Below are 13,845 nucleotides of genomic sequence, written 5' to 3'. Positions count from 1 at the left end.
ATGAATTAGGAGATAAGCAAGGTGCTATAGATGATTACAACCAAGCTATCAAGATTAATCCTAACTATGCCAATGCCTACATCGGCCGGGGAAATGTCCGTGATGATTTAGGAGATAAGCAAGGTGCAATTAAAGATTTTCAAACAGCCGCAAATATCTATAAAAAAGAAGGTAAAGAAACAGACTATCAAGATACTATGGAGCTAATCAGAAAAATTAACAAATAATGAAGATAAGTTAAGCCAGGTAAGAAAGATACCCGACTTCTTAATTAGATTTTTTGTAAATAATGAAGATCATTCAAAGAAGTCAGGGATCTAAATTTGATGCTTTCATTTCCTTCTGTTCTTCTCTCTTTCTTTGCGCCTCTGCGTCTTTGCGTGAGATAAAAAACATAAAATTACTTAACATTTATTAATAAAATTACCCAAACAACAATGAGAGAATCTGATCTAATTTAGTTAACTTAGCAGTATTGCAATATAACCTCTCATTTAATCCACCTAATCAGATAGGAATTAGGACGATTAAAATTAACTAATATGTGTAATTATTAGTGACTTCCACTTGCTAAACTAAAAGGGTATAATTCAATAAAAAAAACCTATTTAAAATATCAAATCCTAAAAATATGAACAGCTTTAAAACTCTTTGTAAAACCCTAGCTATTAGTACAGGAATCTTTTTATTATCTGTACATACTACCTACGGGATACCATCAAAACCGTTGTTAACTGCCAAAACAACCTATAATCAAACAGGTTCTTGGGACGCAACTTATTATTTTACAATCAAATTACCAGAATCTCTAGCTAATTGGCAACTGCAACAGGTTGTTTTAACACAAATAGAAGGTGTAGAAAATATTGAATTTGATCAGAAAAACAGTTTTGCTTTTGTAGAAGCAAGTGGACAAAAAGAAAAGGTAGGTATTACCCTAACCAAAAGTTCAACTCAACCACAAACTATCATTGCTACTTTTGATAAACCAGTTTCTGCAAATCAAACAATTATTATCGCTTTAAAACCTTTTTATAATCCTACCAGCGAAGGTATTTATCTATTTCGAGTTCATGTTATTTCCTCCGATGAAAAGGCAAATAATTTAATTGTAGGAACTGCTAGATTCCAATTTTATAATAGTTTTGATGATCACCTATTTTATCAATGGTAAAGTGTTTATAAATTGCTGAATTTGTCTGAAAAATCAGCAATAGTATTCAATTAGTTAAGAATGCTAGGCGACAATTATTAAGTAACAAATTCAATTCTTGTGCAACTTGTAACGGATTTTCACTTAACATTACAGCTTCATGAGGATTTCTCCCTGTTCTTATAACAGCAGAAATTGCATCTTTGTTAGAAAATCCCCGCACACTCACTAACCAAGCTGCTAATATATGCCCAGTCCGGCCAATTCCACCAGCACAATGCACAACTACTTTTTCATTTTGTTGATTTGCTGTGATCAAAAAAGGTAGGATTTTCTCTATGAGTGTTTCTAAATCAGATAAATAAAAATCTTCAATTGGTGTCCAACAAATTTGTTGATTACCAAATTCTTGCCGATATGTATCTAAAAGATGAGCATAATTAGCTAGTTGTTTTTCACTAAGTAAACAGCAAACTCGCTTGATATTTTGTGATTTCATAAACTCAATCCAATCATATACCTGATTATCAGTATATCCAGGTTGAGAAGCACCAAATACTATTGTTTCTTGTTCCCAAGCAGGAGCAAATTTGTACATATTTAGCGAAGTTGTGTTGTAAGGGCGAAGCATTCGGTCTGTTAATTATCGGTTCTTGTCAAAATTTATTTTCCGAATGCTTCGCCCCTATTATTGTTTTAATTGCTCTTTCTGCGTAAATACAAACATCTCGATCAGGATCATCTAGTGCTTGTTGTAGTGCATTTAAAGCATCAGCATTTTCTAAATTACCAAGTGCTATGGCTGCTTCTTTTCTGACATCAGAATATTCGTCTATTAATGCTTTAATCAAATCAGGTAATAAATTTTGATCTGGCGTTTTTTGTAATACTTGAAGCGTGAATTTTCGCACCTGCCAATGTTCATCTTTTAGCGCAATTTTTAAAGCGGGAATTGCTGCTGAATTAGCATGAATTGCTAGAGATTTAGCTGCATTGCGTCGTACTTGCCAATCAAAATCAGAAATTAGTGCTTTAGTTAATAAATCTACAATTTCTTGATCTGCTAAATGTCCTAAAGTTAATGCTGTTGCACGACGGACATTATCATCAGGATCATTGATTAATGATAAAGCTGGTGGACAGATTTGGACTTGGTTTAAATAGCGCAAAGTTCTAATAGCAGCTTCTCGTAGTTCTGGATATTTGGAATCAAAGAAAGATAACACCGCAGGTAAAGATTGAACATCATGTATCTTCCGCAATAAGATTAAAATATTAATTTGCAGGTTGATATTTTCTTGATTTAGTGCATCTAACAATAACAGTAAATCATCTGCATTTATTAATTCACCTAAAGCTGATAATGCTTCGGTGCGAACGTCTTCATCTGGGGAAGCGAGGGTTTTTAATAAAGCTGGAACTGCTTGAGGATTGGCAATTTCCCAAAGTGCGGATACAGCTATTTTTTGGACTGGGGTGCTTTCGTCTTCCAGTGCGATAATTAAAGCATCAAGTGCTGCATCTTCTCCGAGATGCTGTAGAGATTTTACCGCAACTAGGCGATCGCTCACATCAGGCGATCGCAACATTTCCAACCATTGATTTAATTCTGAATCTGTATTTGTAAACATTTCTGCACCTCTACCGCAACAAGAAAGGAATTTGGACTGTAATCGCATTTGTTGGACATTCTTTTTCACAGGGTAAACAGAACCAACATTCATCATATTTCATATAGGCTTTTCCCGTCTCTGGATTTTTTGCTAATACATCCAGAGGACAAACTTCAATACAAGCAACACATTTTTCTAAACATTTAGATTCATCCACAATTACAGGAATATCTACTCTTTGATTAATTAAAGCCATAATTTTTTAACTCCCTAATTTGATTGAAAATTAAACAAATTAAACACAAAATTTTAATCCTTTCCTAAAAGAAACTACTATTTCATTCAATTCCTCCATATCAATTAAAAAAGCATCATGTCCATGAGGTGATTTGATTAATCCTAATTGAGCATTAGGAATTAAATCTACTAATTCTTGTTGTTCTACTGGGGGATAAAGAACATCAGAATCAATCGCTACAACTAAAGTTGGTTGTTTGATACTTTGCAAAACAGATTGATAATTTTTCCTATGCCAACTAACATCATGACTATCCATTGCATGAGTTAATGTAATATAAGTATTAGCATCAAAACGTTCTATGAGTTTTTGACCTTGATATTGTAAATAACTAGATATGGCAAATTGATTAAATTCATCCTTCTCCCTGCCAAAACGATTTGTAAAACTCTCCCAATAACGATAAGTAATCATTGCCATCATCCGCGCTACTGCTAATCCTTGGTTCGGAGGTGCATCACTTGTGTAGTTCCCATCTTGCCAATTTGGATCTGTATAAATTGCCTGTCTTTGTGCTTCACTTAAACCAATAGACCATGCTGAATGTCTTCCAGGTGCGGCTATTGGTGCGATCGCTCTCACCTTTTCTGGATATAATAATGCCCATTCTAAAACTTGCATCCCACCCAGTGAACCACCTATTACCAATCGCAGAAATTTAACATCCAGATATTCTAATAGTGCGGCTTGCAAATTCACCATATCCCTAATTGTAATTCTAGGAAAAGATGCACCATAAATTCTTACTGTATTTGGGTTAATAGAAGTTGCTCCAGTTGTACCGTAACAACTTCCTAAAATGTTGCTGCATACAAGAAAATCCTGATCAGGATCAAAGGATTTCCCAGCACCAAATAAAGGTTTCCACCAGTCGTCAGCGTCAGCAGAGCCAGTTAAAGCATGACAAATTAAGACTCCATTATCACCGTTGGCGTTTAATTTTCCCCAGGTACGATAAGCAACCTGAACACCAATTAATACTTCACCAGATTCTAATGAAAATGGTTTTGAAAGTTGATAAAACTGAGTTTTTGGTGAAATGAAGTCTAGGTATTTCATATAGTAGGGAATAGGGAATAGGGAATAGGGAATAGAACACAGGTGTTTAGTAATTGAGGAGTATTAGGTGTAGATAGATTATTCTGTAACTCCTGTAACTCCTGCAACTCCTGTATTCTTCTTTCTGTCACCTGTCACCTGTCACCTTCCTAAATGCCTGTTCAAAATCCTCCTTAATATCGTCAATATGTTCAATTCCCACAGATACCCGTACTAAATCTGGTGTTACACCAGCCGAAATTTGTTCACTCTCACTTAGCTGTTGATGGGTTGTAGAAGCGGGATGAATAACAAGGGTTTTTGCATCACCAACATTTGCTAAATGACTGGCTAATTTAACATTACTAATAAAGGCTTTACCAGCTTCTAATCCCCCTTTAATACCAAAATTAAGAACTCCTCCAAAGCCATGTCGAAGATATTTTTTAGCTCGTTCATGATAGGGATGATTGGGAAGTCCTGGATAATTAACCCATGCTACCTGCTCTTGTTGTTCTAACCATTTAGCCAATTCTAAAGCATTATTTACATGACGATCTACACGCAGGGAAAGAGTTTCTAATCCTTGTAGTAATAGAAAAGCATTAAATGGACTTAATGCTGCTCCTAAATCTCGTAATCCTTCCACTCTGGCGCGAATAATAAAAGCAATATTACCAAATTGACTACCTTTGCCAAATACTTCTTGAAAATTCAATCCATGATAAGCGGGGGAAGGTTCGGTAAAGAGGGGAAATTTGCCGTTACCCCAATCAAATTTACCAGAATCAACTACTACGCCGCCAATGGATGTACCATGTCCTCCAATCCATTTAGTTGCAGACTCGACAACAATATCAGCACCATGTTCTATTGGTCGTGCTAAATATCCACCTGCACCGAAGGTATTATCTACAATTAAAGGAATACCATTTTCATGGGCAATGTGGGCTAAAGCTGCAAAATCAGGAATGTTAAATTGGGGATTACCAATTGTTTCAACATACAAAGCTTTGGTATTTTGATCAATTGCTTGACGGAAGTTTTCTGGATCATCTCCTTCCACAAATTTGACATTGATCCCTAATCGTGGAAGAGTAACTTTGAATTGGTTATAAGTTCCTCCATAGAGGAAACTGGTGGAAACAATATTATCTCCTGCTTGAGCGATCGTACTTATTGCTAAAAATTGTGCTGCTTGACCGCTTGCAGTAGCTAAAGCTGCTACACCACCTTCTAATGCGGCAATCCTTTTTTCAAATACATCCGTTGTCGGATTCATGATGCGAGTATAAATATTGCCAAATTCCTGGAGAGCAAATAACCGCGCTCCATGTTCAGCATCATCAAAAACGTAGGAAGTAGTTTGATAAATTGGTACAGCGCGGGCGTTAGTACCAGGTGCAGGTTCTTGTCCAGCATGGACTTGTAGGGTTTCAAAACGATAATTTTCTGACATAGGTAGTTGTAGTTATTCAAGTAGACTGACTATCAAAAAATAAGGAGGTTTTTAATTAGTTTCTGATTTACTAATTATCTAGTTATCTAACTGCAACATTATAAACTTCTTGCTGTAAATCCACCTCTACAACATAAGGCTCAACGGGACGTTTAAACAAAATCATTTCTTCTGATTCGTCTTTTTTCAAATTCACATGACAAAACCACTCTTCATTATTCTTATCTGGAAAATCCAAGCGATAATGATATAAACCCCAACGACTTTCCCGACGATATAAAGATGATCGTGCTGCCATTTCTGCACAATCACGAATAAAATGTACTTCCATACATCGCATCAATTCATGGGGATCACGCGCTCCCATTTGGTCTAATACTTCATGATAGCGAAGAAAATTATTTAGTCCAATTTCCATTTTATTCCCGGATTTTGGTGGTTGTAAATAATCATTCACCAGTCGGCGTAATTTATATTCAACTTGAGTATGGGGAATAGCATTAGGTTGATTTAATGGTGCGTAAATTCTCGCTTTTTCAGCTTCTAAAAAATCAACATCTGGTTCTAAATATTCTAAATTTTGAATATAATTTATCGCATTTTCTCCTGCTAACCGACCAAATACAAATGCACCAATCATATAATTATGAGGAACACTGGCCATATCTCCGGCTGCATATAATCCTGGTACTGTAGTTTCTGCTTTTTCATTCACCCACACACCAGACGCACTATGTCCACTACATAATCCTATTTCTGAGATATTCATCTCAACCCCATGAGTCCGGTAGTTTTCGCCTCTACCTTCATGAAAACGTTCTCTACTCGGTCGTTCATTTGCCCATAAAACAGACTCAATTTCCGAAATTGTATCCTCATCCAAATGAGTCATTTTCATTTGAATTGGTCCTTTACCAGAGTTTAATTCTTTCCAAATCTCTAGCATCATTTGCCCACTCCAATAATCACAATTAATGAAGCGGTTTCCTTCAGCGTTGGCGGTATATGCTCCATAGGGACCAGCAACATACGCACAGGCTGGACCATTATAATCTTTAATTAATGGGTTGATTTGGAAACATTCAATATTGCTTAATTCTGCTCCTGCATGATAAGCCATTGAATAACCATCTCCGGCATTTGTGGGGTTTTCATAAGTTCCATAAAGATAACCAGATGCAGGTAGTCCTAATCTGCCACAAGCACCTGTACAAAGTATCACGGCTTTAGCTTGAATAACTACAAAATCACCACCACGCACATCAAATCCAACTGCACCAATCGCTCTACTATTTTTTACTAGTATTCTAGTTGCCATAACGCGATTTGTAACTTTCACTTTATGGCGTTTAACTTGACGAGTAAGAATGGTTTTTAAATCTTTGCCTTCTGGCATGGGTAAGACATATTTTCCTACTCGATGCACTTGTTTAACGTCGTAATTTCCTTGAGGATCTTTTTGGAATTTAACACCCCAATTTTCTAATTCTTGAATGGTTTCAAAACCTAATTTACCTGTTTGATAAACGGCTTTTTGGTGTAGAATACCATCGTTAGCAATGGTGACTTCACGGGTGTATTGTTCTGGGGTAGAATTGCCAGGAATAACGGCTGTATTTACTCCATCCATACCCATAGCGATCGCCCCACTGCGGCGAATATTCGCTTTCTCTAAAATCAATACCTCCGCATTAGGATTTGCCTGTTTGGCTTTAATCCCTGCCATTGTCCCTGCTGTACCGCCACCAATTACTAAAACATCGGTTTTTAGCCACTGTGTATTAATGTTTGTTACCATATACAACTCTTGCAATAATTTAAAATTTTTTCTCACCCAGAGAAAGTCAAGGAAGATTTTTAGAAATAATTGATGATTAGCAATTTTCTTATCACCAATCACCAATTACTAACCTATTTATTGCCTTGCCAAACTACTTCTTTAACCTTGATCTCTTTAGGAATCAATTGAATTTTGTAGAAAGCATCTGCAATTTCTTGCTGTTTGGTAATTACTTCCTCTGTCAGAGGTAATACACCATAATCACGCCGCTTTTCTGCTGTTTCTAGAACGGCCGCATCTATACCCAAAACAGGTGAGAGTAATTTAGCAACTTCAGTAGGATTATTTTTTGCCCAATCGCTGACTTTATTCACTCCATCTAAAACAGTTTTTAACACTTCTGGATTTTTCTCTACAAAAGATTGAGCAGCTAAATAATAACCTAAATTGGGTGCTAGTCCAGTTGCATCTGTGAGAGTGCGTGCGCCAGTAGCTTTTTCTGCCGCAGCTAAAAATGGATCCCAAATTGCCCAAGCATCAACATTTTTTCCTTCAAAAGCAGCACGTCCATCAGAAGGATTCAGGAAAATTGGCTTGATGTCGGTGTATTTTAATCCGGCTTTTTCTAGGGCTTTGATTACTAAATAATTGGTATTTGATCCTTTTACAAAAGCAACTTTTTTACCTTTAAGATCAGCTACGTTTTTAATAGGTGAATCCTTATGAACAATAATCGCTTCTGCTTTGGGAGTCCAAGGATCATAGGCAACATAAACAAAAGGTGTACCTGCCGCTTGGGCAAAAATTGGTGGCGCTTCTCCCGTATAACCAAAATCAATACTACCAGCATTTAAAGCTTCTAACATTGGAGGACCTGCGGGAAATTCAGTCCATGTCACAGAATTACCAGAGCCTTTTAACGCTTCTTCTAATTCCCGTTTTGCCTTTAATGCGTAAAGAACGGTTGCAGCTTTTTGGTAGCCAATGCGAACTACGACACTGCTATTTGTTGCTTGAGAAGTTGGACTTGAATTAGGTGTCTGAGTTGTTCCCGTGTTTTCGCTGGCGTTGGGAGAACAAGCAGAAATAGCTAAAGTTAGGCTTAGTCCAACTGCAAACAATAAGGAAAAATTGCGAATATTAGATTTTTTCAGAAAAGTGATTCCAACTTCAAATAATCGGAATAGAGAGAATTTACTCAACATAACTCTAGTGCTAAAGGTCAATATATTATTCAGACTTTAGGTCAATTTATGATAAAGTACAGTATACCAATCAAGTTACCGTATTTTTTAAAATATCACATAAAGGTAATTGAAATGCAAGCTTTTCTTTAAAAAAAGTAATTATCCTGTTACTTAGTTATTGATTTTGTGATTTTCTATACCAGATAACCGTAAAATGTTGAAAAAATCAGATTTGAACAATGGCCTTTTGCAAGAAGAACTACAAAGAGATTCTTCCCATCTCCCACAAGAAGAAGTTATCCAACTCCTCAAACAAGTAATTGAACCCAGTCTGAAAAACGATATCGTTAGTTTGGGAATGGTGCGAAATCTACGGATAGTTGATCAATATATTTATTTGCGCTTGTATATAGGTTCTCGTCAACAGCATTTAGAGGCAGAGATTAAAGCGGTATTATCATCATTATCTTGGTGTAAAAAAATCTATATTCAAATTTGTACAATTCCAGGAGTGAAAACGACATTAGCCATATCTAGCGGTAAAGGAGGTGTAGGTAAATCCACAACCGCAGTTAATTTAGCAGCAGCTTTGAGGTTAAAAGGAGCAAAAGTTGGGTTATTAGATGCTGATGTTTATGGTCCTAATGTTCCTCAGATGTTAGGGTTAGGACAATCGGAAGTTACAGTTATTGATACTGTTAATGGTCAGAAATTTTTACCGTTACAAGCTCATGGTATCAAAGTCATGTCTGTAGGATTGTTGGCAGAACCAGATCATCCTCTAGCATGGCGTGGACCAGTATTACATAAAATCATTACTCAATTTATACATGATGTTGAATGGGGAGAATTGGACTATTTGTTAATAGATTTACCTCCCGGTACTGGTGATGCTCAAATCACGATTGTGCAAGAAAGCCCGATTTGTGGAGTCATATTAGTAACAACACCTCAAGAAGTGGCGATTTCTGATGTGCGTCGCAGTATCTATATGTTTCGTCAAGTGGGTGTTCCTGTTCTCGGTATTATCGAAAATATGAGCTATTTTATGGGCGTAAATGGCGAAGAAACTCCGATTTTTGGTAGTGGTGGCGGTGAAAAACTGTCTAATGAACTCCAAGCACCGCTTTTAGGTAAAATTCCCCTCGATCCGCGTATTTGTAATGGTGGTGATACTGGACAACCTCTTACTCTTGCTGACTCTAGCACAATTACAAGTCAAATATTTATACACATTGCTACGGCATTAGAAGCTACTTTTTTTGCTTTTTCTAATGATCTGTGATATCGTTAATTTTAAATCTACAGTAACTTTATCAAGATACCGTACTTTAAAATTAATCAATGGGTGTTTACTATGGCAGGTAAATTAGATGGTAAGGTGGCTATTATTACGGGAGCATCTTCGGGAATTGGTAAAGCTACGGCTATTTCATTAGCAGCAGAAGGAGCAAAAGTAGTAATTGCAGCTAGAAGGAGAGACCGTTTAGAAGCGATAATAAAGTATATTACTGAAAATGGTGGACAAGGATTATCTGTTGTTGCAGATATTACCGATGAAGCACAGGTTCAAAATTTGATCCAAAAAGCTAATGCAAAATTTGGTCGCGTAGATATTTTAGTAAACAATGCAGGTATATCATTTCCTGGCAGGATTGAAAATGCAGATCCCGCAAATTGGCGAAAAATGATTGATATTAATGTCTTGGGGTTAATGTATGCAACTCGTACAGTCTTACCTATATTCAAAACGCAAAAATCAGGACATATCGTTAATATTTCATCCGTAGCAGGCCGCATCGCTCGTGCAGGAATGGCTGGTTATAATGTCACTAAATGGGGTGTAAATGCCTTTTCGGAAGCATTAAGACAGGAAGTTTATCAAGATAATATCCGTGTTACTATTATTGAGCCTGGTTTAGTTGAAACAGAAATTGATCAGCATATTACTGATATGGTAGCTAAACAGGAAATTGAAGCCAGACGCAAAGCAATTACACCATTACAAAGTGAAGATATAGCAGCAGCAATAGTTTATGCTATTACCCAACCACAGCACGTAAATGTGAATGAAATCTTAATTCGCCCAACTTTGCAAGATCGATGATACTCAGAGGTTGTTTGAAAATTCTGTCATGGTGTATCACATATTTTTACCCCTCCCTAACCCTCCCCTTATAAAGGGGAGGGAACTGTATTTTTATTGTTTCCCCCTTTTACAAGAAGGGGGGTAGCAATGTGATTAAAATTACGGTATACCACTTTTAAAACATCCTCTCAGATGATACTGACAGTTATTCACAATTATACCGAAAAAATAGGTAATATTAATGTTAGAAGAAAATGTAAAATCATTAAATAAAAATAACAAAGTATCTGCTTTTTTGATTGGGGAAAGCGTGTCTTTTTTCGGCTCTTGGATGACACAAATTACCTTGGTATGGCTGGTTTATCAATTGACAGATTCAGCCATGTTAGTTGGTATAGCGGGCTTTAGCAATCAAGCTATGGGTTTAGTGATTACACCATTGGTAGGAGTATTATTAGATAGATGGAATTTAAGGTATGTTCTATTAACTACCCAGATAGTATCTATTTTCCTATCTTCACTATTAACCTTTTTAACTTTTAGTAATCAGATTAATTTTACATATATTATTATTATTGGTATTCTTCAAGGCACAGTAAAAGCTTTTGATTTACCAGCACGTCAAGTAACTCTTCCTAGATTACTAGAAAATAGAAGTGATACTTATAGTGTGATGGCTGTGCATTCATTTTTAATGAATACAGCTAAATTTGTTAGTCCGATGATTGGGGGTTTGATACTTGTTAGAAATGCAGCAGGTTTATGTTTTTTAGTAGATGCTATTAGTTATTTGCCTTTTATATTAGTTATCTTCACTATGCAGATAAAAACAAATATCAATATTTCATCCATATCAAAACCTCCAAAAATCTGGTATAACTTGAAAGAAGGATTTATTTTTGTTTATAATTTTGTGCCTATTAAAGCTATTTTAATATTGCAAATGATAGTTTGCTTTATGGCAATGACTCATGTAAATCTTATACCGATATTTGCTAAAGAAGTGCTGAAAGGAAATGCAGGAACAATGGGTTTTTTGATGACTTCTACAGCTTTTGGTTCTATTTTTTCTGGTATTTATCTAATGCAGCGCAAGCAAGTCATAGGACTAGAAAAAGTTATGGCAATTTCTACTTTAGTGCTGGGAGTATCCTTAATATTATTTTCTCGCTCAACACAGCTAGAAGTTTGTTTAGTATTGATCTTTATTGTGGGATTAACTAACACACTAACTTTAGCTTCAATTAGTAATTTTATGCAAGTAATTTTAGTGGAAGAAGATAAAAGAGGACGAGTAACTAGTATATTTATGACTACTTTTTTGGGAATATTGCCTCTTGGTAATTTATTTTTCGGAGGATTAGCAAATTATATTGGTGTTGCTAATGCTTTATTATTTAGCGGTGTTTGTTGTATTTTTGTAACTTATTGTTTTGCCACAAAAATATCGACTATCAGAAAAGTGGTAAACCCAATATATGAGGAAATGGGATTACTTTCTTAAAGATTATTTATAAACATATAGATAAAATAAGATCCCCGACTTCTGACATCAATTGATGATTGGTTAACACAATAAATCAAATGATTCAGGATCTGGGTATAAATTAATGTTATAAATAAATACTTGCAATTATTTAAACCTCAGCGATTAGTCGAATGCTTAAACCAAATTCAAATTTTTAGAGAAAAATGTATTAGAAAATACTTGATTTTAGGATTTATTTATGCAATATTAATATCTGCAACTACTTAATTACGGTAGACATACAGTAGTTTTTCTAAAATTTTATTCAACTTCAAATACACTCTGAATATTTCATCTATGAAAACACAATTTTTAGCACAACGTCCTATAGTTTTAACACGGTTGTTATTGGGATTGTTTTTTCTATCTATACCCATAACAAGTAGTTTATTGGAAACAAGCCAAGCTCAGACAAAACCTGGATTTACTTCTAAAGTAATCAACTTAGCTTATCAAACTTCTGGTGATATTGTCAAAATCAGAAAAGTTGTTGAACCACGTTTTCAAGCCTTAGGTGTAAAGGTGAATTGGGTGGGACCATTTCCAGCCGGTCCACAATTAATAGAAGCAATGAATGCAGGTAAAGTTGATATCGGTACTGTGGGAGAAACACCCCCAATATTTTCCCAAGCGGCAGGTGTCACAGAAGTCATTTATATTGCTGGGCGTGTACCCAGTAGAGGACTAGGACAAGGTATTATAGTCAGAGCCGATTCTCCGATTAAGAAATTAGCGGATATTAAGGGTAAGAAAGTTGCCTTTCAACGTGGATCAAACGCCCATTATTTATTAGCTAAAGCTTTAAAAGAAGTGGGTTTAAAGATTAGTGATGTTCAAGTTGTGGGATTAACTCCATCTGAAGCCCGTGATGCTTTCATTCAAAATAAAGTTGAAGTTTGGGTAGGTGGTGATCCCTTTTTAGCTCTTGTAGAGAAAACTATTCCTATTCGTAATTTGAGAAATGCATCAGGGATTAATACTCTCGGCGGATTTTATATCGGTAGACGGGAATTTGTTACTAAAAATCCCGAATTAACAAAAGTATTTTTAGAAGAAGCAGACAAGGTAGGAGAATGGGCTGATAAAAACCCTAAGGAAGTCGCCAAAGCTTTTGCACCGGAATTGAAAATAGATGTATCAGTTTTAGAAGTTGTAGCACGGCGACGTACATATCGGTTAAGAAAACTCACACCTGCTATTATTTCTGAACAACAGCGAGTGGCAGATTTCTATTTTGAAGAAAAAGTTATTCCCCGCAAGATAAATGTTAAGGATGCAACTTTACCTGCTCAATTAGCTGAAGCTATTACACCTAAACGACTGAAGTAGACTCATTAGACTTAGTAGTTACAATTATCGTAGGGACAATTCATAAATTGTCCTTACAAAGGTCAGGGGAAACGTATATTTAATTTCTGCTGGATATATCTAATGATATAGATAACAATATGGACAAAACTCAGTTCAAACTTGTAATTTTTGATTGGGATGGAGTGTTAGTAGATAGCGCACCAATTATACAAAGATAGTTTTTAATGATATGCGGCAGCTTTCTCAACTGCTGTAGCTATTGGGCAGTACCTAAGTTATTTTACTTATTGTTAATTTTCTGTTAAAGTAAAAACCAACTACTTTAAACCTATCAACTTACTGGAGTTATATTTGCTGCAATCATCAATAAGTAATCTTTTCTCCTGTGG

At 35.7% G+C, this 13,845-nt stretch carries 13 protein-coding genes; 6 read left to right on the top strand and 7 right to left on the bottom strand.

The genetic code is table 11. The features are described 5' to 3' along the window. Positions 1-227, top strand: a 227-nt coding sequence (locus FFR48_RS04615) for a tetratricopeptide repeat protein (protein ID WP_137666513.1), incomplete at its 5' end; no start/stop codon positions are given. 404 nt (positions 228-631) lie between these two features. Then, a complete protein-coding gene (locus FFR48_RS04610) occupies positions 632-1,174 on the top strand; it encodes a DUF2808 domain-containing protein (RefSeq protein ID WP_137666512.1) in 543 nt (180 codons plus the stop codon). A 46-nt stretch (positions 1,175-1,220) separates the two neighbouring features. Here the strand turns inward: FFR48_RS04610 and FFR48_RS04605 are convergent, their stop codons facing one another. The 7 genes from FFR48_RS04605 to FFR48_RS04575 form a co-directional block, all read right to left on the bottom strand. Further along, on the bottom strand, positions 1,221-1,751 hold the full coding sequence (locus FFR48_RS04605; RefSeq protein ID WP_137666515.1) for a protein-tyrosine phosphatase family protein: 531 nt from the start codon (positions 1,749-1,751) through the stop codon (positions 1,221-1,223). A gap of 58 nt (positions 1,752-1,809) precedes the next feature. Continuing rightward, entirely contained in the window at positions 1,810-2,784 is a 975-nt protein-coding gene (locus FFR48_RS04600; protein ID WP_137666514.1) for a HEAT repeat domain-containing protein, read from the bottom strand. 10 nt (positions 2,785-2,794) lie between these two features. Then, positions 2,795-3,022, bottom strand: coding sequence for a 4Fe-4S dicluster domain-containing protein (locus tag FFR48_RS04595; protein WP_096671728.1), 228 nt, complete (start codon positions 3,020-3,022; stop codon positions 2,795-2,797). 39 nt (positions 3,023-3,061) lie between these two features. Beyond that, positions 3,062-4,123 (bottom strand): homoserine O-acetyltransferase MetX, encoded by a 1,062-nt coding sequence (gene metX, locus FFR48_RS04590; protein ID WP_137666511.1) that lies wholly within the window; start codon positions 4,121-4,123, stop codon positions 3,062-3,064. Positions 4,124-4,250: 127 nt separating this feature from the next. Continuing rightward, positions 4,251-5,561, bottom strand: coding sequence for an O-acetylhomoserine aminocarboxypropyltransferase/cysteine synthase family protein (locus tag FFR48_RS04585; protein ID WP_137666510.1), 1,311 nt, complete (start codon positions 5,559-5,561; stop codon positions 4,251-4,253). 82 nt (positions 5,562-5,643) lie between these two features. Then, positions 5,644-7,359, bottom strand: coding sequence for a fumarate reductase/succinate dehydrogenase flavoprotein subunit (locus FFR48_RS04580; RefSeq protein ID WP_096572903.1), 1,716 nt, complete (start codon positions 7,357-7,359; stop codon positions 5,644-5,646). Positions 7,360-7,472: 113 nt separating this feature from the next. Then, entirely contained in the window at positions 7,473-8,546 is a 1,074-nt protein-coding gene (locus FFR48_RS04575; RefSeq protein WP_096572468.1) for a sulfonate ABC transporter substrate-binding protein, read from the bottom strand. A gap of 214 nt (positions 8,547-8,760) precedes the next feature. On the opposite strand from FFR48_RS04575, the gene FFR48_RS04570 reads away from it, so the two are divergent. The 4 genes from FFR48_RS04570 (at position 8,761) to FFR48_RS04555 (ending at position 13,474) form a co-directional block, all read left to right on the top strand. Further along, positions 8,761-9,813, top strand: coding sequence for an Mrp/NBP35 family ATP-binding protein (locus FFR48_RS04570; protein ID WP_236103992.1), 1,053 nt, complete (start codon positions 8,761-8,763; stop codon positions 9,811-9,813). Between the two features lie 72 nt (positions 9,814-9,885). Then, positions 9,886-10,635 carry an SDR family NAD(P)-dependent oxidoreductase gene (locus FFR48_RS04565; RefSeq protein WP_137666509.1) on the top strand — a complete coding sequence of 250 codons (750 nt, stop codon included), beginning with the start codon at positions 9,886-9,888 and terminating at the stop codon, positions 10,633-10,635. Between the two features lie 223 nt (positions 10,636-10,858). Further along, the gene (locus FFR48_RS04560) at positions 10,859-12,121 is read left to right on the top strand and encodes an MFS transporter (RefSeq protein WP_137666508.1); all 1,263 of its coding nucleotides are present in this window, start codon (positions 10,859-10,861) and stop codon (positions 12,119-12,121) included. A gap of 321 nt (positions 12,122-12,442) precedes the next feature. After that, positions 12,443-13,474, top strand: a complete 1,032-nt coding sequence (locus FFR48_RS04555; protein WP_096572472.1) for an aliphatic sulfonate ABC transporter substrate-binding protein — start codon at positions 12,443-12,445, stop codon at positions 13,472-13,474. Positions 13,475-13,845: the final 371 nt, after the last annotated feature.

Source organism: Sphaerospermopsis reniformis, assembly GCF_005402885.1.
Taxonomy (GTDB): Bacteria; Cyanobacteriota; Cyanobacteriia; order Cyanobacteriales; family Nostocaceae; genus Sphaerospermopsis; species Sphaerospermopsis kisseleviana.
The sequence above is the reverse complement of the archived record's forward strand: the minus strand, read 5'-3'. Positions and strand labels throughout refer to the sequence as shown.